This window comes from Buttiauxella sp. S19-1 (assembly GCF_022134725.1).
Lineage (GTDB): Bacteria > Pseudomonadota > Gammaproteobacteria > Enterobacterales > Enterobacteriaceae > Buttiauxella > Buttiauxella ferragutiae.
In genome coordinates this window covers 24,777-43,815 of record NZ_JAHWLU010000031.1, presented here as the reverse complement: position 1 = coordinate 43,815, position 19,039 = coordinate 24,777, and the positions used below count along the sequence as shown (strand labels likewise).

The following is a 19,039-nucleotide window of genomic DNA, read 5'->3' as shown; positions in this document are numbered from 1 at the left end:
TCTTTAAGTTTGCGCTGAATCTGCCAGACAGTATGTTAGACGACACCATGAGCGCTCTGACAGACATTCTCGACGGTATTATGGTGCCAGTTACCAGTGGCCATGGCTCGATTGACCTGATCATTCCCGGTATTCATAAAGCTAACGGTTTGCGGATCCTGCAGGAAAAATGGGGCATTGCTGACAGCGAAGTCGTGACGTTTGGCGATGGTGGCAATGATATTGAAATGCTGCGTCAGGCCAGGTACGGATTTGCCATGGCCAATGCCCCTGAAAAAATTAAGCAAGTTGCGACTTATCAGGCAGGACATTGCAATCAGCAAGCGGTGCTGGATGTGATTGAAAAGGTGCTGAAGAAAGAAGCGCCGTTTAACGTGTGATTTTAAGTAAAGTGGTGGATGACGCGCTCCTACAACGGCCCTTCGTAGGTCGGATAAGCGCAGCGTCATCCGACATTTATCTCAAATACAGCAGACCGTAACCCACCGCAGCCGCCCATAACAACATCGGCAATGAATAGTAGTGGAAACGCACCCAAATACGGCGATCGTTAGCCATACGTAAAGCAATCAAATTTGCCAGCGAACCGGGCAGCAGACCGAAACCGCCAATGTTCACTGCAAAGGCTAGCAGCATCGAAGCGGGGACGTAATTCAGCAGTAAAATGGTCGATGGAACATTACTAATCAACTGCGACAAACCGATTCCCAATGCAAATAATCCTGTGGCTGAAAGCTGATTAATGCCCGCTAACGCGTGCTGTAACACCGGAAGTTGTGTGATCAGCCAGACGTCGATAAACATCACCATAAATACCAGCAACAGACTCCAGTCGATACTGAGCAATACTCTTCGAGCCAGCAGCAAGAAACCCATGGCCACAACCACCAGCCCCCATATGTCTTGTTTTAGCTCCAGCGCGACAATAAATACCACGTACAGAGCCACACAACTCAGCACCAGCCGTGGCTGCCAGTCGTGCTTTTTATCATGGATTTGGTAGACGAGTTTTTTGTTGGGAAAACAGAACCAACAAAGCGCCAGCAGGCTGAGCATGATAGCGAACGCTATTGGTGCCATTTGCCAGCTAAACTCCCCGAACGATAAACCCGAGCGCCCCCACAATAAAATGTTCTGCGGATTACCAATCGGCGTGAGCATTGAGCCAGCATTGACCGCCAACGCTTCAAAGATGATGATCCGATTAATCGGGATGGCGCACAGTTTTTTCAGCGTGATGGTCAACGGCACGATAATAAACAGGGCCACGTCGTTGGTCAGAAATGTGGCGAGCAATGCCGCCGCGCTGACTAAAAACATCGCCAGCGTTCGCTCGTTATCAAAGCGTTTCACCATGCGACGGCCCAGCACATCGAAATAGCCGCTTAACTCGACGCCTTTGGTCAGCATCATTAAGCCCGCAAGCGTAATAATGGTGTGCCAATCAATGGCATGAACCCAAAGTGTTGGATGAAATGGCGCGATGAAACTTAATACCACACCGCACAGAAGCAATAGATGAAGGAATCGATCGCGAGCAAACGGGCGAACCAGGCTTAACAGCATCGCTACTTAAATCCTCGCTGCTCACTAAACAAACGAAATGCCGCCAGGGTTTCTTCGCTGACGTGATGCTCCACCCCTTCGGCATCAATCCTTGCGGTTTCCGGGCTAATTCCCAACGCGAGGAAAAAGTTTTCCACAATCTGATGACGTTCGCGGCTGATTTGCGCCAGCTTTTCACCTTCAGCAGTTAAAAACACACCGCGCCACGGAATTTGCTCAATCAGCCCAACCGAGGCGAGTCTCTTTAACATTTTCGCAACGGTTGGTTGAGAAACACCGAGTCGCGCCGCCATATCAACCTGACGGACTTCCCCCACTTCGCGAATCAAATCTGAAATCAACTCAACGTAGTCATCAATCAATTCACGACGGTGCGCTTCCCGCACCTGCCGAAAGCCTTCGACATGCTCTTCAACGTTTACCAACTGCGTCACTTTCTGTTTATTTTTTTGGCCAGGCGTACGGCTCATGATGCTTCCTCTTGCAGTGGCGCGGCATCGTCCAATGACGACGTTCGGCCCCATTGTAAACCAGCATCACGGAAGCACAAAAATTTAACGAATTAGCAATAGCTATACAATATAGCCTGTGCTATATCTGTATGTAATGCAGACAGCCTTAAAGGGAAACAAGGGCAGCAGAAGTGAACAGGAGGGTTATATGAACGAATTTAAGAGGTGCATGAGCGTGTTTACACATTCCCCGTTTCAAGTGCGGCTAATGCTGCTCAACATGTTGTGTGATTTGGTTTCCGGGAAACCACAACAGGGCGAAAAACCTAAGTCATAGGCAGTCGCCCTGCCTTTTCGGGTTTAGTCATTCTGAACGGCTCATCTATTTGTAACTTTTCATTTCATGATGATTCAGTGAATACCTCACGCAACAGCGCTTTAACCTTACCATTTGTTGGATTTGCTACCTGCTTCGCAAAACACATTTCTCTTATCAGTTGATCTTCTTATCGTACCGCTCTATCTTCTTGCAGCCCTGCACATGAAGCGGCTCGCAGATGCGGTCCAGTATCCCTTCTTTTCCGTCTGTCAGGCAGGTTCTTACCCTCGTCGCCAGGGTTTTCGCATGGCGTTTAGTAGATCTCGATAAACATGAATTTAACGGTTAAAGATTCCCTGACGATCCGCGCAGTGGCGCTTAATCCGTGGACTGGCTTTTATTTCCTGCAGTCTTTACTGATTAACTTTGCGCTCGGTTATGAATTTAGCATTCTGTATGCAGTGGCATTTAGTTGCGTATTACTGCTGCTATGGCGCAGTGCGCCCAAATTCCAAAAAGGCTTGCTGGCGATTTGCAGCCTGATTGCAGCAATGTATTTCCCTTTTGGCCAGGCCTACGGCTCGCCGAACTTTAATACCCTGCTTGCCCTACACTCAACTAACTTCGAAGAATCCACGGAACTGATGACTATCTTCCCGTGGTACAGCTATTTGGTGTCGATCTTTATTCTGGTGCTTGGCGTTATTGCGCTGCGCCGCAAAGTTGCACCTAAAAAACGCCTGTGGTGCCATTTTGATAGCTTATGCCTGGTTGTCAGCGTGGTCTGTTTCTTTGTCGCTCCGGTACAAAACCTGGCGTATGGCGGCGTATTTAAAATCAAAGACTCTGGTTACCCGGTATTCCGCTTCGTAAAAGATGTTGTGGTCAATAACCAGGAAGTGATTGATGAGCAAACGCGCATGAAGGCCTTCGCACAGATGAAGGACACCTGGAATGTGCTGGCGGTTAAACCTAAATATCAAACTTACGTGGTGGTGATTGGTGAAAGTGCGCGCCGTGACGCATTAGGCGCATTCGGTGGCCATTGGGATAACACCCCGTTTGCCAGCCAGGTGAATGGCAATATATTCATGGATTATGTGGCGGCCAGCGGCTCAACGCAGAAATCGCTGGGCATGACGCTTAACCGTGTCATTGACGGCAAACCGCAATATCAAGACAGCATTATTACGCTTGCCAACCGGGCAGGCTTCCAGACCTGGTGGTTCTCGAACCAGGGGCAAATTGGTGAATACGATACCGCCATTGCCAGCATCGCCAAACGTGCCGATGAAGTGCAGTTCCTGAAAAGCGGTGATTTTGAAGCCGACAAAAATACCCGTGACGAAGCTTTGTTGAAAATGACCGCTCAGGTATTCGCGACACAACGAACCACGCCACAATTAATTGTGCTGCATTTGATGGGTTCACACCCGCAAGCATGCGACCGCACGCAGGGTAAATACAAAGATTTCGTCCAGTCGAAAGAAACGTCCTGCTATCTCTACACCATGACGCAAACCGACGATTTGCTGAAGCAGCTCTACCAACAGCTACAAAATACCGGGCAGAGTTTCTCGATGGTCTACTTCTCCGATCACGGTCTGGCAATTAAAGAGCGCGGCACTGAGGTGCAATATCTGGCGCATGGTGACGAGTTCCAACAAAACTTCCAGGTCCCATTTATGGTGCTGTCCAGCGACGATAAAGTGCATCGCCAGATAAAAGCGCGCCGTTCAGCGAATGATTTCCTGAATTTCTTCTCAGCGTGGACAGGGATTAAAACCAAAGAGTTAACGCCGAAGTACAAGTTCATTTCTGAGCAAAAAGCGGGGCCAATCTACATCACCAACTTTAAGCTCAAGAAGGTGGACTATACTCATCTGCAGACGGATGTGTTTGATACCAAGACTCGTTAAGCTAATCCCCTAATCAGGGAATTCAGAAATAAAAAAATCCGCCTCAAGGGGCGGATTTTTATTTTCACTCGATAAAAGAGTGAAATTAGAAGCGGTAACCTACGCCTGCGATCCAGGTGCCAACGTCAACGTTACGGATGCGGCTCTGCTCGTAGGAAACGTCCAGTGCAACGTTTTCGATTGGGTTGAACTGCATACCCGCGCCGTAAGAGAAGCCGTAATCGCTGGTGTCAGCTTTGTTCGGGAAAGAGGTGCTCTGGAATTTACCGTAACCAACACCGACTACACCGTAGATGCTTGCCCAATCGTTGATGCGGTAAGCAGGACCAGCAGTAATACCGTAGTATTGGCCTTTGGTGTAAACGCCTGACTCAGAACGGTCTTTCTCGGTGTAAGTGAAAGAACCGATGTAGCCCAGTGGGGTGTCGTTTTCGTAACGGTATTTCAGGTTGAAACCGCCAGCTTTGTTAGCAACGCCCTGCATATCGCTTTGTGCATAGCCGCCAGTTACGGTGCTAGTTGCAGCAGATGCGGTACCAACGGAAACGGCCAGAACACAAGCCAGTGCTGAAAGACATGCAATTTTTTTCATAATCCACCTCAATATGCTTCAAGTAACTTCTAAGTTTTTAATATATCAAAATTGTATCGGAAACTCTTCGATATTTACGTTGTCTAATGAATCCTTTCCTGTAACAGATCATTTCCATTACACCCTACTCCCTTAAATTTATAGCCTTTTTATCAAAAAACGACCTAATTGTTGTCATGAATTGCAACATAGTCATCCAGATAATTCTTAAACACTTTTGAACAAATCTTACGCAATCACACAGTTATGTTACTGCATCCGGCCATGATTTTTTTCAATGAAATCTCAACCAGCCATAACTTAATCATTTACACTGGGTCACTTTTTATTTTCTTTACTTAAATATACCCATTAGCATTCGAGTTTCAGGTAGGAGGCAAGGACGAGAGTCCCCAGGAGCTTACTTGAGTAAGTGACTGGGGCGAGCGTCTACGGCCAACACCCCTGCAACTTGAAGGATGATGGTATAGACACTGACTGACAGGATGCTGGATGCCCTTATCGCCACGTAAAACCCCCTTATGGTTACCCATTGTTGTTCTTTTGATTGCCATGACCTCGATTCAAAGTGGCGCATCACTTGCAAAATCACTCTTCCCGTTAGTCGGAGCACCAGGAGTGACCGCTTTGCGCCTGTTCCTGGGGACATTCATCCTGGTGGTTGTCTTTAAGCCGTGGCGTTTGCGCTTCAAAGCGGAGCAGCGCATCCCTTTGCTGATGTACGGGCTGGCGCTCGGCGGCATGAACTACCTGTTCTATTTATCGATTCAGACGGTTCCCCTGGGGATTGCCGTCGCCCTTGAGTTCACCGGCCCACTGGCCGTGGCACTGTTTTCATCACGTCGAGCGGTGGATTTTATCTGGGTGATTCTGGCGGTATTGGGTCTCTGGTTCTTATTACCGCTGGGGCAGTCAATTTCGCATGTCGATTTAGCCGGTGCCGCCTATGCACTAGGAGCCGGGGCATGTTGGGCGATATACATCCTGTTTGGACAAAAAGCCGGTGTCGATCATGGGCCAGCAACCGTGGCATTCGGTTCGCTGATAGCAGCAATAATCTTTGTACCGATTGGCGCATGGCAAGCGGGTGATGTTTTTTGGCACTGGTCACTTTTACCGTTAGGTCTCGGTGTTGCGGTATTATCGACAGCACTGCCCTACTCGCTGGAAATGATCGCCCTGACGCGTTTACCGACCCGCACCTTTGGCACGCTGATGAGTATGGAGCCTGGGCTCGCTGCACTGTCGGGAATGCTGTTCCTTGGTGAGCATCTGACTCTGGTGCAATGGTTGGCATTGCTTTCCATTATTGCCGCATCCATCGGTTCAACGCTGACTCTCAAGCGTGAAACGCAGATTACTCAGGTCGATGTAAAGTAGCCCACTCTGATATTATTTACCGTGGTTACGATTCCCACGGTAAATAACCTCTGCGTTCAACCACTTATATTTCCCTCTCTTACCTTCACAAAATAATAATTATTCCCATTCAACAATCACTCTTTGTTTAATTCAATTACCACTCGAAATACAAAATTGAAACTTATTGACTAACAATGAGTTACTAAATTCCATCCTTTCATTGCTATTAATCTGATAGGTACAACCTGCTCCTTCGAATACGAAATCAGGTGCTATACTTATTTCCGGTAATTCATTGGACATAACATCAAGAGGACGAAAGATTATGACTACCGCTAAACTGGTAAAAACCAAATCTACCAACCTACTGCATACCCGTAATGATGTTTCAGACAGCGAAAAGAAAGCCACCGTTGAGCTGCTGAATCGCCAGGTCATCCAGTTCATTGATTTGTCGTTAATTACCAAGCAAGCGCACTGGAATATGCGTGGTGCAAACTTTATTGCCGTTCATGAAATGCTTGACGGTTTCCGCACCGCCCTGACTGACCATCTCGACACCATGGCAGAACGCGCCGTTCAACTTGGCGGTGTCGCACTGGGTACAACGCAAGTCATTAACAGTAAAACACCACTGAAAAGCTATCCGTTGGATATTCACAGTGTTCAGGATCACCTTAAAGAGTTGGCCGACCGTTACGCGATTGTGGCGAACGATGTGCGTAAGGCAATCAGTGAAACGAAAGACGAAGATACCGCCGATATTCTGACTGCGGCTTCGCGAGATTTGGACAAGTTCCTGTGGTTCATTGAGTCAAATATCGATTAATTGCTAGCAGATTGTTACTTCATCCTCCCATTTCCGGGAGGATGGATGCACTGTTTTAGCGCATAAAAATGGTTATCCCTGCCGCAAAAGTTACTCATTTGTAATAATCACTTCACACAATCGTTAACAGCCGATTGTTTTACCGCCTTAATCTGCGGTAAAACTAGACTTCATCGTTCCTCAATACTTAACGCACCAAAACTGGGCACCATTAGAGTGCGCTGTAACTCACTTGCAACCATTATTGTGCAATGTTACATATTCACATCCTTGCAAAAACAGTAAGTTGAAAACCTGGCATGATTTTTCCATGTTGCCGCTTACTGATGCAGGGGATTGCCCCATGGATAAACAAGGAAATGCTATGAAGTCGATTTTAAAAGTTTCACTGGCTGCACTCACTCTGGCTTTTGCGGTTTCTTCCCACGCCGCTGATAAGAAACTGGTCGTTGCGACCGACACCGCATTCGTTCCTTTTGAATTTAAACAAGGCGACAAATACGTCGGTTTTGATATCGATTTATGGGATGCCGTAGCAAAAGAATTAAAACTGGATTACACCCTCAAGCCAATGGATTTCAGCGGCATCATTCCTGCGCTGCAAACCAAAAATATCGACCTGGCGCTGGCGGGTATCACCATCACCGAAGAACGTAAAAAAGCTATCGAATTCTCTGACGGCTACTACAAAAGCGGCCTGTTGGTGATGGTTAAAGCCGACAACGATTCCGTTAAAAGCGTGAAAGATCTCGACGGTAAAGTAGTTGCAGTGAAGAGCGGCACCGGTTCTGTTGATTACGCGAAAGCCAACATCAAAACTAAAGACCTGCGTCAGTTCCCGAACATCGATAACGCCTACATGGAACTGGGCACCAACCGTGCTGACGCGGTACTGCACGATACGCCGAACATTCTTTACTTCATCAAAACGGCTGGCCAGGGCAAGTTCAAAGCAGTTGGCGACTCTCTCGAAGCACAGCAATACGGTATCGCCTTCCCTAAAGGTAGCGATGACCTGCGTGTGAAAGTGAACGGCGCGCTGAAAACCCTGAAAGAGAACGGCAAGTACAACGAAATCTACAAAAAATGGTTCGGCACTGAGCCAAAATAATAAATCTAAAATGATGTAAGCAAGACCTAAGGGGCGGCTTTCGCCCCTGATATTTTTGAACCACGGTATAAGTAAAATAGGAACACATTATGGAGTTTGACTGGAGCGTCATTTGGCCTGCCATTCCAATATTGCTGGAAGGCGCCAAAATGACTCTGTGGATTTCGGTCCTTGGATTGGCAGGTGGTATCATTATCGGTCTGGTGGCAGGTTTGGCCCGCACTTACGGCGGCTGGATAGCCAACCACATAGCCCTCGTTTTCATCGAAGTGGTCCGCGGCACGCCTATCGTTGTACAGGTCATGTATATCTACTTCGCATTGCCAATGGCATTCCCTGATATTCGCATCGACACTTTCACAGCCGCGGTGATCACCATAATGATTAACTCTGGCGCCTATATTGCGGAAATTACCCGCGGGGCGGTACTGTCGATACATAAAGGCTTCAGCGAAGCGGGTCTCGCTCTCGGTCTATCCAGACGTGAAGCCGTTTGTCATGTGATTATGCCACTGGCACTGCGCCGTATGTTGCCGTCACTCGGTAACCAGTTAATTATCAGTATCAAGGACACCTCGCTGTTTATTGTTATCGGCGCAGCCGAACTGACTCGTAGCGGCCAGGAAATTATTGCAGGCAACTTCCGCGCCCTGGAAATCTGGACTGCCGTTGGTGTTATCTATCTCATCATCACCCAGGTCTTGAACATAGTGCTCCGCATTCTTGAAAGAAGGATGAAAATCCTGTGATTGAATTTAAAAACGTTTCTAAGCACTTTGGCAAAACCCAGGTGCTGCACAACATCGACCTCAACATTAAACAAGGTGAAGTGGTGGTGATTATCGGGCCGTCAGGCTCCGGTAAATCGACGCTGCTGCGCTGCATCAACAAACTGGAAGACATCACTAGTGGTGACCTGTTTGTCGACAGTCTGAAAGTTAACGACCCGAAAGTCGATGAGCGCCTGATTCGTCAGGAAGCCGGCATGGTGTTCCAACAGTTTTATCTGTTCCCGCACCTGACCGCGCTGGAAAACGTCGCCTTTGGCCCGATTCGTGTACGTGGTCTGAAAAAAGACGCCGCCGATAAACTGGCTAAAGAGCTGTTAGCGAAAGTGGGCCTTGCGGAACGTGCGCATCACTACCCATCAGAGCTTTCTGGCGGCCAGCAACAGCGTGTGGCAATCGCCCGGGCGTTAGCGGTTAAACCGAAAATGATGCTGTTTGATGAGCCAACCTCGGCACTTGACCCGGAACTGCGTCACGAAGTGTTGAAGGTTATGCAGGATCTGGCTGAAGAAGGCATGACGATGGTTATTGTGACGCACGAAGTCGGATTCGCCGCCAAAGTCGCCTCGCGCCTCATCTTCATTGATAAAGGGCGCATTGCTGAAGATGGTAACCCGCAAGAACTGATTGAGAACCCACCAAGCCCGCGTTTGCAGGAATTCTTGCAGCACGTTTCCTGAGTTCTCGACCTCACCCTCTCCTTTTGGAGAGGGTCGGGGTGAAGGGAATGCTATTTATAACGTGTGGCAGCCCAACGAACGCGCTGCGCATCGTTCATAAAGGTCCAGGCAATGAAGCGGCTCTGCTTCTGCCCCTGGGCCATCTCTTTCTTCACCACTTTTTCGACGCCAGCTTCTTGCAACGCGCGATAAATCAACGGCAGGTTCTCACCACGAGAAACCAGCGAGGTGAACCACTGCACCTGGCGGGCAAACGCCTTGCTTTCGTTGACCATCTGGTTAATAAACGCCACTTCGCCACCTTCACACCACAACTCTTGCTCACGTCCGCCAAAGTTCAGTGCGCCGTCTTTCGCCTGGCCGAGGTTTACGCGTTTACGCTCGCTACCGCTGCGGGCCGCCTGTGCAGAATCGTGGAACGGTGGGTTGCACAACGTGGCATCGAACATTTCGTTTTTATGAATCACACCCGGCAAAATTGCGGTTGCCGTTTTCTGGCGACGCAAACGAATCAGGCGTGACAGGCCTGGATTAGCATCAATAATCGCCGTTGCGTTACGCAAAGCCTCGCCATCCACATCGGTGCCGGTAAAACGCCAGCCGTATTCATGTTGGCCAATAAGCGGATAAATACAGTTGGCCCCCACACCCACATCCAGTACTGAAGCCTGCGAAGGCACCACGCCGCCGTTACCTTCTGCCAGTAAATCTGCCAGATGGTGAATATAATCGGCACGCCCAGGCACCGGAGGGCAAAGAAAGTCTTCAGGAATATCCCACTGCTTCACACCGTAGAAATGCGCCAATAGCGCCTGATTCAGCGCTTTCACTGCCAGCGGGTCAGCAAAATCAACCGTCGTTTCGCCATGCGGGCCAGGGCGTAAAAATGCGCCGAGTGCTGGGCTGCTTTGTGTCAGCGCCTGGAAATCATAACGGTTACGATGACGATTACGTGGGTGCAGACCCGGTTTGGTAGTGGCAGGGGTTTTCATTGCGGCTTCTCCTTGTGTGGTCGCGTAAGATACTCTGTGAAGCCAGCGGGGTAAACAACGCCGCGCCAATTTCATCACTGAAGCAGAGGTTTTATGTCCGCGAAACGTTATTACTACGAACCTGCCGACGGCCACGGTTTACCGCACGACCCGCTCAACGCCATTATCGGCCCGCGCCCAATAGGCTGGATTTCCTCATACGATCAACAAGGTAACCGTAATCTGGCACCGTACAGTTTCTTTAACTGTTTTAATTATCGGCCACCTATTATTGGTTTCGCCAGCAGTGGCTGGAAAGACAGCGTACAAAATATCGTTGAAACAAAAGAGTTCGTCTGGAACCTCGCCACGCGTGAACTGGCTGAGCAAATGAATGAAACCTCAGCCTCCATACCACGCGGTGAAGATGAGTTCGTTCGCGCGGGGTTAATTGCCGTTGTCGGGCAAAAAGTCAAAGCCAGCCTCGTTGCCGAAAGCCCGGTTAATTTTGAATGCCGCCTGTCGCAGTGCATTCAACTCACGACTGCCGACGGTGCGGCGATTGATAGCTGGCTGGTGTTGGGCGAAGTGGTCGCCGTTCATATTGACGAGTCACTACTAAAAGACGGTATTTACCAGACCGCGCTGGCAAAACCGGTGCTGCGTGCGGGTGGCCCATCGGCTTATTACACTATCGATGAAAGCCATCGTTTTGACTTAACTCGCCCCGACGCCCGATAAAATCAGCAAAATCATACACCTGTATCTATATGATTTGTAAGAATTTCGTCAAGTTATGTCGTTCAAAAAATGAGCATAAGTCCATCAGTTTTTTGCGTCTATGGTTTGGCGCATTGCACCTACACTGTAGGTGCTGATGATTTTTTAATCGGTTCCCAAAAGCGATGAGGATGTGATTATGAAAAAATTGCTGTATTTTTCTGCGGTTGTCACCCTTGCGGCATTACCGTTTGCCACCATGGCAGCTCAAGAAACGAATGACATCAATAACAGCCAACTCCGCCCTGCGGGGACGGTTTCGGTCTCAGGCGCGGCGAATCTTGACGATCTGGAAGCCAAACTTGGAGAAAAAGCGAAAGAAGAAGGTGCAAAAGGTTTTGTTGTTAACTCAGCCAGCGGTGAAAACAAGATGTTCGGCACCGCAACTATTTATAAATAGTCTTAATAGTTATCCCCGGGGTGACTTTCAATAACGGTTTCCATAACAGGATGCCGTTATTTATTGTTAAGTTTGTTGGTTCATCCGTTCCAAATTAAATCAAAAACAATAAATACCCTTCGTAAATACTGCCTAATACCTCGGTAATTCCTTGCATTCATTTTCTCAACTTAGAATAAATTCACGAGAGAAACAAAAGACATTTCCAATCATATTAAATTGAGTGAGCAACAACACAAAAAATAGCAAAACCACTCCTGATTAATAAAAAATGTGAAGTCTATACAAGTTGGTTATCGGACAAATGCAATAAGCTGTCATACAGCAATAACGGCCTCCATTCGAAACTTCACCTTTTCTTTTATGCAGGAAGCATTTTATATGAAATTTTTGACACTGCCACGCAAACTACTTTGTGCCTCGCTGATTACGTTGTGTGCCACAGGTGCAAATGCTGCTGACAAAATAACTTTAAAACTCGCGCATAACCTGGAACGCAGCCATGTTGTGCATCAAGCCTATGAACAATTAGCCAAAGAGGTACAACAACTTTCTGATGGCAGTATGCGTATTCGTATTTATCCAAGTAGCCAAATGGGTAGCGCCCGTGAAACATTAGAACTATTACAAAATGGCGCACTGGATATGACCAAAGGTTCTGCCAGTGATTTGGAATCTTTCGACAATACTTACGCTATTTATAATTTGCCATATTTATTCAAAGACCAACAACATTTTAATCGCGTGGTATTTGGTGAAATCGGCAAAGAAATTATGGAATCAACCAAAGATAAAGGTTTCTTTGCTATTTCAGCATATGTTGCAGGTACCCGCAGTTTTTATGCGAAAAAACCGATCACCAAACCAGAAGATTTAAAAGGACTTAAAATTCGCGTTCAGGCCAGCCCAACCACCTTGAAAATGGTGGAATTAATGGGCGGTTCACCAACCCCTATTTCTTTCGGCGAAGTGTATACCGCAATGCAGCAAGGCGTTGTTGATGGCGCGGAAAATAACGTTCCATCATGGGTGCAGACTCGCCATATCGAAATCGCCAAAGTGTTCTCGGAAGATGAACATACCTCTATTCCCGACTTCCTCGTTATCTCAACCAAAACCTGGGACAAACTATCCCCTGAACAGCAGCAAATCTTGATGACAGCGGCGAAAAACTCCGAAACATATCAACAAAAGCTTTGGGACAAAGTCGATTCTGATTCACGTGCTCAAGCTAAAGCGATGGGGGCCACTATCCTCAGCGTTGATAAAGCCCCGTTCCGCGCAGCCGTAAAACCGCTGTATGACGACTTCGCCAAAGATCCAAAACAAGCGGCTCTGCTGGCTAAATTCGAAGCCGCTACCGAGTGATTTAGGGTTGCAGGTTTCAGCGGGTGAGCTCCTCACCCGCTCGTCCAAAGTTAATTTTCAGGTATACAAACATGATACTAAAGCCCATAAAGCTTGCGGTAGACCGGACTATTGCCACTTTTTCCGTGCTGGTAATGGTCGCGCTGGTCATCTGCGTGGTGTGGCAAGTGTTTAGCCGCTATGTACTCAACCAGCCCAGCACATTGACCGATGAACTGGCGCGTTTTCTGATGATCTGGGTGGGTCTATTGGGCGCGTCATACACCGTGGGTGCACAGCGCCATCTGTCCATCGATTTTCTTTCCATGATGATGCCAGACAATAAAAAACCCCTGCTCGGCATGCTAATCAACACACTGGTGCTGCTATTTTCTGGCGGGGTTATCGTCAATGGCGGCCTAAAACTCATTGAAAAGACACTTGCCACTTCGCAACTCTCGGCGGCGCTGCAAATCCCTATGGGCTACGTCTACATAGTGCTGCCGTTAAGCGGGGCGATCATGATGTTTTATTCGCTCTACTTTATCTTGACCGATGCTCAAACTTTAGTCCGTCACGAGGGTAAATAATGGAAACTTACATCGCCCTTACCTTATTCGGCGCGTTCTTCGTGCTGGTGTTTCTCGGGGTTCCTATCTCATTCGCCATTGGGATCGCCACCGTTTCATCGATGCTTATCATGTTCCCATGGGACATTGCCATTATCACGGTTTCACAACGCCTGGCGAACGGGTTGGATAACTTTGCTCTGCTGGCGATTCCGTTCTTCATTTTTGCCGGAACGCTGATGAACAGCGGCGGGATAGCCATCAGGCTAATTAACCTGGCGCAAATTATGGTAGGACGGGTACCGGGTTCACTGGGCCACGTTAACGTACTGGCGAACATGATGTTTGGTTCGATTTCCGGTTCAGCAGTCGCGGCGGCTGCTGCCGTGGGTGGCACACTTTCGCCGATTCAAAACAAAGAGGGTTACGATCCGGCGTTCTCGACAGCGGTCAACGTTTCCTCTTGTATTACCGGTTTACTGATCCCACCTTCTAACGTGTTGATCGTCTTCTCGCTGACTGCTGGCGGGGTTTCGGTCGCTTCGCTGTTTATGGCCGGGTACTTACCTGGCATCCTGATGGGTCTGTCCATCATGCTGGTGTGCGGGATTATCTCCAAACGCCGCGGCTATCCAGTATCCGCTCGTCCAACGTGTGCACAGGCGGCCAAAGCGTTTCTCGATGCCTTGCCAAGTTTGTTGCTGGTGATCATCGTGATGGGTGGAATTCTGGGCGGCGTATTTACCGCAACGGAAGCCTCGGCTATCGCGGTAGTTTATACCTTCGTGCTCTCGGTGCTTATCTACCGCGAAGTGAAATGGCGCGATTTACCGAAACTAATCCTCGACTCCGTGGTAACCACCTCAATTGTTCTGCTACTGATTGGCTTCTCGGTTGGCATGTCGTGGGCGATGACCAATGCTGATATTCCATACATTATTAGCGACACGCTGATGGGGATTTCAGACAACCCACTGATTATTCTGCTGCTGATTAACATCGTGTTGCTGATTGTCGGCATCTTTATGGATATGACGCCTGCGGTGCTGATCTTCACGCCAATCTTCCTGCCGATTGCGCAAGAGTTGGGTATGGACCCGGTGCATTTCGGCATCATGATGGTAGCGAACCTGTGCGTCGGGTTGCTGACACCTCCGGTGGGAAGTGCGCTGTTCGTGGGCTGCTCGATTACCGGCGTGAAAATCCAGCACCTGATCAAACCGCTGCTACCGTTCTATGCCGCATTATTTGTTTCACTGATGATGATTACCTACATTCCTGAGATTTCGCTGTTCATTCCTCGATTGCTGGGACTGATGTAATTCCTGCCTGCTTGAGACTGATGACAAATCACACACACGGTGGATGACGCTAGCGCTTATCCACCCTACAAAACCTTCTGGAACGGAGTAGATTGGATAAGCGCTAGCGTCATCCACCCTACAAAACCTTCTGGAACGGAGTAGGTTGGATAAGCGCCAGCGTCATCCGACAGCTGACCTTATCATAAGCAATCATGTGATACTTTTGTGAATCCACTCACTTTATTCGCCGCTAACAATCCCTACTGTATACAACACAAGAATTGTCTCTTGTGATTACTTACGGAGCGGTAAGAATGAAAAACCTGATGGCCGCAATAGAAGCAAAGCTGATGCCGCTGGCCGCGAAAATGGCGCAACAACGCCACCTCGGAGCCATTCGCGATGCCTATATCTCATTTATGCCGTTTATCATTGTCGGTTCAATCCTGCTGGTTATCTCCTCTTTCCCAAGTACCGCCTATCAGCAGTTTATGGCGTCGATTTTTGGTGAAGGCTGGTCTGCAACTGTCGAAATCCCGTTTACTGCCATCTTCTCCACCATGGCGGTATTTATTAGTTTTCTGGTCGCCTACCGTCTTGCCGAACGTTATGACATCGACAAAATGTCATCCGGGATTTTGTCTCTTTCCTGCTTCTTGATTCTCACCCCTTTCGCGAAAACTCAGGAAATCGGCAACCTGATCCCCATGGAATGGCTCGGCTCCAAAGGCTTGTTTGTGGCGATGCTCGGGGCAATTGCCAGTACCGAATTGTTTGCCTGGATGCTGCGCCAGAACTGGGTGATTCGCATGCCGGATGGCGTGCCACCCGCAGTGCAAAAATCCTTTGCCGCGCTGATCCCGTCATTGCTGGTTCTGGTGCTTGCGCTGGCGGTTCGCGTGTTGTTTGCCAAAACCGAGTACCACACCATTCACCAGTTTGTGTACGAAGTGCTGGCCACGCCAATCCGCCACTTTGGCACCTCGTATGTCGGCGCGTTGTTTACCTGCTTTAGCATCACCGGCTTGTGGTCCGTCGGGATCAACTCCGGCTCGATGGTGAACGGCATCCTGCGTCCTTTCTGGATGGAAAACCAAATGGAGAACCTGGCGGCTACACAGGCCGGTTTACTCCCACCGCACGTTGTCACTGAGCAGTTCTACGACATGATTTGGATGGGTGGCGCGGGCGCAACTTTGTCTCTGGTGATTGCTATGCTGCTATTTGCCCGCAGCCAGCACATTAAGAACGTTTCGCGTCTGGCCATCGGTTCTTCCATCTTCAACATTAACGAACCGGTGCTGTTTGGCCTGCCGGTTATCATGAACCCGATAATGCTAATCCCATTCAACCTGGTGCCGCTGGTACTGGTCACCGTGCAATACATCACCATGTCGCTGGGTTGGGTCGCGACCACCACGGGCGTGTATATCCCCTGGACGCTGCCGCCGGTGTTGAGCGGGTTTATCGTGACCGGGCATCTTAGCGGTGCGGTGATTCAGTTAACCAACCTGTTGATTGGCGCCATTATTTATCTGCCATTCCTCAAAGTTGTGGATAAGCAATATCGGGCCAATGAAGCGCCGGAGCTTTCTGCATCCACCAAACCCGCCACGGAGTAACTAAAACATGACGTTATCGACAAACTGGGGCGTGATTGCGACCTGGCGTATGGCCTGGGAAGGCGTTGGCGAAGCCGCGCAAATGTTGCAAGAGAACAGCGACGCCAGTGGCGCAGCAGTTCGCGCCGTCACTTGCGTGGAAGATTATCCATTCTATAAATCTGTCGGCTACGGCGGTTTGCCCAACGAGCAAGGCGTGGTTGAGCTCGACGCGGCCTTTATGGATGGCTCAACGCTTGCCATTGGCGCGGTCGCCAGTCTTCGCGATATCGCCAATCCTGTCCTTGTGGCACAGGCGTTAAGCCGTGAGCGCTTCAACAGTTTTATGGTTGGTGAAGGAGTGCAAACCTGGGCTTTAGCACAGGGCTTTGAGCGCAAAAACATGCTGACGGATCGTGCGCATCAACATTACCTGAAGCGCAAACGTGAAACCCTGGATCGCGGCCTCAGCCCGTATACCGGGCACGATACCGTGGGTGTAATTACCCTCGACCATAACCAGCAAATGTGTGTCGCCACCTCCACCAGCGGCTTGTTTATGAAGCGCCCAGGACGCGTGGGCGACTCCCCCGTTTCCGGTTCAGGTTTTTATGCCGATAGCCAAATTGGTGCTGCCACCGCCACAGGCCTTGGCGAAGATCTGATGAAAGGCTGTATTAGCTATGAAATTGTCTGCCGGATGGGGCGTGGCATGTCACCCCAACAGGCTGCTGAATCGGCGGTTTACGATCTCGAAAGCCAGCTGATTGCCCGTTTTGGTCGCGCCGGTGATTTATCAGTGGTGTGTATGAATAACCGTGGTGAATATGGTGCGGCAACAACCATCGATAACTTCTCGTTTTCCGTCGCCACTCCCGCACAAAAACCCACGGTCTTTTTGACGACCCGCGAAGGTAAGCACACGCTGATTCGCCCGGCAGACCAGGCCTGGCTTGATGCTTATCTGCAACGCGTAACCGCAGAGGTGATTATATGAAATGCCAGTTAGCCGCTTTTACACCATGCCCACCAGACGCGCATTTGGTGTTGTGGAAAAATCACACCGATGCGTGGCCGAAGCCATTGCACTCTTTGCTTGATGAAATGGCGCAACATGATGAAGTGCAGTCCACCACTTTCGGCTTGCATGGTGTTTGCCAGCAGTTGTCTCTTTTGCCATCCAGCCAACTGGATAGCCCCGTGGTGTTACGCCAGCTAACGGAAAGTTTGACCAACCTGCTGCCCAGCCCCGTTTCGCATCCGATTGCCATCGATATTTCTGGTTTTGACCTGGCAAACCCTGGCGTTTTTGCTCGCCTGCGCACGTTGCTGGTCGCGCTGATGAACCGCTTTTATCAGTTACCGCAGTTGGGTTATCGCCAGCAGCAAAAAGAGAGCAACGGGCAACTTTGGTTGTTAATCCGCGAAGCAAACTTACAGGCGCATGAACTCGCATGGCAAACTCAGGCCATCGCGCAAGGCATGCTGCTTTCCCGCCGCCTTGCCGACACGCCAGCTAATGATTGCCGCCCCCAAGACGTTGCTCAACAAGCCGCAGCCTGGGCCGCTACCCATCCGCAAACACACTGTGAAATTCTTGATGAACACGCGATTCGTGAACTCGGCATGGGTTGTCTTGATGCCACAGGAAAAGGCAGCAAAAATCCGCCCCGGTTGGTGACATTGCGCTGGCAGGGTGCGGCGGAAAATGCCCCAACTTATGCGTTTGTCGGTAAAGGGATAACCTTTGATACTGGCGGCCTGTGGCTGAAAGAAGGCGAAGGGATGCGCACCATGAAATACGATATGTGTGGTGCCGCCGTGGTCTTCGGGCTGATGGAGATTGTTAGAACACTGCAATTGCCACTGAATGTCGTGGCAGTAATGGCGCTGGCCGAAAACATGCCGGGCGAAAACGCCATGCTGCCAGGCGATGTAGTGAAATCTCACGCGGGGCTAAGCGTGGAAATTATTAATACCGACGCCGAAGGCCGTCTGGTGCTGGCAGATGCGTTGAGTTATGCCGCCACGCGCTTTAATCCGGCAGCATTAATTGATGTCGCCACCCTGACCGGAGCGGTAGTGAAAGCACTGGGTTATGACATTTCTGGCCTGATGAGTAACCATGTACAACTCAGCCAGCAACTACAGCAAGCTGCCGACTTAACGCAAGACCGAGTCTGGCCGTTACCGCTGGACGAAAGCTTTGATCCGCAAGTCAAAAGCCATATTGCCGATCTCACCAATACACCGCCGAACAATGCAGCAATTGCAGTCTCTGCCGCCCATTTTTTAAGTCAGTTTTGCCACCAAAAACCCTGGGCGCATTTAGATGTCAGCGGTACCGCGCTGAGTCGTGGTAAATTTACCCAGGCCAGCGGCCGCCCTGCTCTACTATTGACGCAGTTCTTACTCGGTCTTTGCGAAGGGAAAACGAAGGATCTGTAGC

Annotated in this window: 20 protein-coding genes; 16 read left to right on the top strand and 4 right to left on the bottom strand. The window is 49.5% G+C overall.

Translation table 11 applies throughout. The features are described 5' to 3' along the window. A partial coding sequence (locus MES37_RS09700; RefSeq protein ID WP_237931200.1) for a Cof-type HAD-IIB family hydrolase occupies positions 1-380 on the top strand: 380 nt, incomplete at its 5' end. 76 nt (positions 381-456) lie between these two features. Here MES37_RS09700 and MES37_RS09695 read toward each other — a convergent pair. Both MES37_RS09695 and mntR read right to left on the bottom strand, forming a co-directional pair. Beyond that, positions 457-1,566 (bottom strand): SLC13 family permease, encoded by a 1,110-nt coding sequence (locus MES37_RS09695; protein ID WP_064548360.1) that lies wholly within the window; start codon positions 1,564-1,566, stop codon positions 457-459. A 2-nt stretch (positions 1,567-1,568) separates the two neighbouring features. Beyond that, positions 1,569-2,036: a manganese-binding transcriptional regulator MntR gene (gene mntR / locus MES37_RS09690; protein WP_064548362.1), complete on the bottom strand. Its 468-nt coding sequence runs from the start codon at positions 2,034-2,036 to the stop codon at positions 1,569-1,571. Between the two features lie 190 nt (positions 2,037-2,226). On the opposite strand from mntR, the gene mntS reads away from it, so the two are divergent. Both mntS and MES37_RS09680 read left to right on the top strand, forming a co-directional pair. Then, entirely contained in the window at positions 2,227-2,355 is a 129-nt protein-coding gene (gene mntS / locus MES37_RS09685; protein ID WP_064548364.1) for a manganase accumulation protein MntS, read from the top strand. Between the two features lie 314 nt (positions 2,356-2,669). Beyond that, a complete protein-coding gene (locus MES37_RS09680) occupies positions 2,670-4,256 on the top strand; it encodes a sulfatase-like hydrolase/transferase (RefSeq protein ID WP_064548368.1) in 1,587 nt (528 codons plus the stop codon). An 85-nt stretch (positions 4,257-4,341) separates the two neighbouring features. Here the strand turns inward: MES37_RS09680 and ompX are convergent, their stop codons facing one another. Continuing rightward, complete coding sequence (gene ompX, locus MES37_RS09675; RefSeq protein ID WP_064548371.1) at positions 4,342-4,848, bottom strand: outer membrane protein OmpX; 507 nt, start codon at positions 4,846-4,848, stop codon at positions 4,342-4,344. A gap of 492 nt (positions 4,849-5,340) precedes the next feature. Here ompX and rhtA point away from each other — a divergent pair, with 492 nt between their 5' ends. The 5 genes from rhtA (at position 5,341) to glnQ (ending at position 9,618) form a co-directional block, all read left to right on the top strand. After that, positions 5,341-6,228 (top strand): threonine/homoserine exporter RhtA, encoded by an 888-nt coding sequence (rhtA, locus tag MES37_RS09670; protein WP_064548373.1) that lies wholly within the window; start codon positions 5,341-5,343, stop codon positions 6,226-6,228. A 307-nt stretch (positions 6,229-6,535) separates the two neighbouring features. Next, positions 6,536-7,039 carry a DNA starvation/stationary phase protection protein Dps gene (gene dps / locus MES37_RS09665; protein ID WP_064548375.1) on the top strand — a complete coding sequence of 168 codons (504 nt, stop codon included), beginning with the start codon at positions 6,536-6,538 and terminating at the stop codon, positions 7,037-7,039. A 364-nt stretch (positions 7,040-7,403) separates the two neighbouring features. Further along, on the top strand, positions 7,404-8,150 hold the full coding sequence (gene glnH, locus MES37_RS09660; protein WP_034457213.1) for a glutamine ABC transporter substrate-binding protein GlnH: 747 nt from the start codon (positions 7,404-7,406) through the stop codon (positions 8,148-8,150). An 89-nt stretch (positions 8,151-8,239) separates the two neighbouring features. Beyond that, complete coding sequence (gene glnP, locus MES37_RS09655; RefSeq protein ID WP_064548378.1) at positions 8,240-8,899, top strand: glutamine ABC transporter permease GlnP; 660 nt, start codon at positions 8,240-8,242, stop codon at positions 8,897-8,899. Next, a complete protein-coding gene (glnQ, locus tag MES37_RS09650; protein WP_064548380.1) occupies positions 8,896-9,618 on the top strand; it encodes a glutamine ABC transporter ATP-binding protein GlnQ in 723 nt (240 codons plus the stop codon). The genes glnP and glnQ overlap by 4 nt, the downstream gene beginning before the upstream one ends. A 50-nt stretch (positions 9,619-9,668) precedes the next feature. Here glnQ and rlmF read toward each other — a convergent pair whose 3' ends face one another. Further along, the gene (gene rlmF / locus MES37_RS09645; protein WP_064548382.1) at positions 9,669-10,610 is read right to left on the bottom strand and encodes a 23S rRNA (adenine(1618)-N(6))-methyltransferase RlmF; all 942 of its coding nucleotides are present in this window, start codon (positions 10,608-10,610) and stop codon (positions 9,669-9,671) included. Positions 10,611-10,703: 93 nt separating this feature from the next. Here rlmF and MES37_RS09640 point away from each other — a divergent pair, with 93 nt between their 5' ends. The 8 genes from MES37_RS09640 to MES37_RS09605 all read left to right on the top strand — a co-directional run bounded on the left by MES37_RS09640 (position 10,704) and on the right by MES37_RS09605 (position 19,038). Further along, positions 10,704-11,330, top strand: coding sequence for a flavin reductase family protein (locus tag MES37_RS09640; protein WP_237931198.1), 627 nt, complete (start codon positions 10,704-10,706; stop codon positions 11,328-11,330). Between the two features lie 178 nt (positions 11,331-11,508). Continuing rightward, positions 11,509-11,769 (top strand): DUF1471 family periplasmic protein McbA, encoded by a 261-nt coding sequence (gene mcbA / locus MES37_RS09635; protein ID WP_064548385.1) that lies wholly within the window; start codon positions 11,509-11,511, stop codon positions 11,767-11,769. 381 nt (positions 11,770-12,150) lie between these two features. Continuing rightward, a complete protein-coding gene (locus MES37_RS09630; protein ID WP_121813980.1) occupies positions 12,151-13,137 on the top strand; it encodes a TRAP transporter substrate-binding protein in 987 nt (328 codons plus the stop codon). Between the two features lie 71 nt (positions 13,138-13,208). After that, on the top strand, positions 13,209-13,706 hold the full coding sequence (locus MES37_RS09625; protein WP_121813981.1) for a TRAP transporter small permease: 498 nt from the start codon (positions 13,209-13,211) through the stop codon (positions 13,704-13,706). Further along, entirely contained in the window at positions 13,706-15,007 is a 1,302-nt protein-coding gene (locus tag MES37_RS09620) for a TRAP transporter large permease (RefSeq protein WP_237931197.1), read from the top strand. Before MES37_RS09625 ends, MES37_RS09620 begins: the two co-directional genes overlap by 1 nt. 296 nt (positions 15,008-15,303) lie before the next feature. Beyond that, entirely contained in the window at positions 15,304-16,611 is a 1,308-nt protein-coding gene (gene celB / locus MES37_RS09615; protein ID WP_121813982.1) for a PTS cellobiose transporter subunit IIC, read from the top strand. Between the two features lie 7 nt (positions 16,612-16,618). After that, on the top strand, positions 16,619-17,587 hold the full coding sequence (locus MES37_RS09610; protein WP_237931191.1) for a N(4)-(beta-N-acetylglucosaminyl)-L-asparaginase: 969 nt from the start codon (positions 16,619-16,621) through the stop codon (positions 17,585-17,587). Further along, positions 17,584-19,038: a leucyl aminopeptidase gene (locus tag MES37_RS09605; protein WP_133522472.1), complete on the top strand. Its 1,455-nt coding sequence runs from the start codon at positions 17,584-17,586 to the stop codon at positions 19,036-19,038. The genes MES37_RS09610 and MES37_RS09605 overlap by 4 nt, the downstream gene beginning before the upstream one ends. Position 19,039: the final 1 nt, after the last annotated feature.

What these genes read in the sequence shown, in the direction of transcription:
- MES37_RS09695 (WP_064548360.1), bottom strand. Translation starts at nt 1,566, where the DNA reads ATGCTGTTAAGCCTGGTTCGCCCGTTTGCTCGCGATCGATTCCTTCAT.
- mntR (WP_064548362.1), bottom strand. Translation starts at nt 2,036, where the DNA reads ATGAGCCGTACGCCTGGCCAAAAAAATAAACAGAAAGTGACGCAGTTG.
- mntS (WP_064548364.1), top strand. Translation starts at nt 2,227, where the DNA reads ATGAACGAATTTAAGAGGTGCATGAGCGTGTTTACACATTCCCCGTTT.
- MES37_RS09680 (WP_064548368.1), top strand. Translation starts at nt 2,670, where the DNA reads ATGAATTTAACGGTTAAAGATTCCCTGACGATCCGCGCAGTGGCGCTT.
- ompX (WP_064548371.1), bottom strand. Translation starts at nt 4,848, where the DNA reads ATGAAAAAAATTGCATGTCTTTCAGCACTGGCTTGTGTTCTGGCCGTT.
- rhtA (WP_064548373.1), top strand. Translation starts at nt 5,341, where the DNA reads ATGCCCTTATCGCCACGTAAAACCCCCTTATGGTTACCCATTGTTGTT.
- dps (WP_064548375.1), top strand. Translation starts at nt 6,536, where the DNA reads ATGACTACCGCTAAACTGGTAAAAACCAAATCTACCAACCTACTGCAT.
- glnH (WP_034457213.1), top strand. Translation starts at nt 7,404, where the DNA reads ATGAAGTCGATTTTAAAAGTTTCACTGGCTGCACTCACTCTGGCTTTT.
- glnP (WP_064548378.1), top strand. Translation starts at nt 8,240, where the DNA reads ATGGAGTTTGACTGGAGCGTCATTTGGCCTGCCATTCCAATATTGCTG.
- rlmF (WP_064548382.1), bottom strand. Translation starts at nt 10,610, where the DNA reads ATGAAAACCCCTGCCACTACCAAACCGGGTCTGCACCCACGTAATCGT.
- MES37_RS09640 (WP_237931198.1), top strand. Translation starts at nt 10,704, where the DNA reads ATGTCCGCGAAACGTTATTACTACGAACCTGCCGACGGCCACGGTTTA.
- mcbA (WP_064548385.1), top strand. Translation starts at nt 11,509, where the DNA reads ATGAAAAAATTGCTGTATTTTTCTGCGGTTGTCACCCTTGCGGCATTA.
- MES37_RS09630 (WP_121813980.1), top strand. Translation starts at nt 12,151, where the DNA reads ATGAAATTTTTGACACTGCCACGCAAACTACTTTGTGCCTCGCTGATT.
- MES37_RS09625 (WP_121813981.1), top strand. Translation starts at nt 13,209, where the DNA reads ATGATACTAAAGCCCATAAAGCTTGCGGTAGACCGGACTATTGCCACT.
- MES37_RS09620 (WP_237931197.1), top strand. Translation starts at nt 13,706, where the DNA reads ATGGAAACTTACATCGCCCTTACCTTATTCGGCGCGTTCTTCGTGCTG.
- celB (WP_121813982.1), top strand. Translation starts at nt 15,304, where the DNA reads ATGAAAAACCTGATGGCCGCAATAGAAGCAAAGCTGATGCCGCTGGCC.
- MES37_RS09610 (WP_237931191.1), top strand. Translation starts at nt 16,619, where the DNA reads ATGACGTTATCGACAAACTGGGGCGTGATTGCGACCTGGCGTATGGCC.
- MES37_RS09605 (WP_133522472.1), top strand. Translation starts at nt 17,584, where the DNA reads ATGAAATGCCAGTTAGCCGCTTTTACACCATGCCCACCAGACGCGCAT.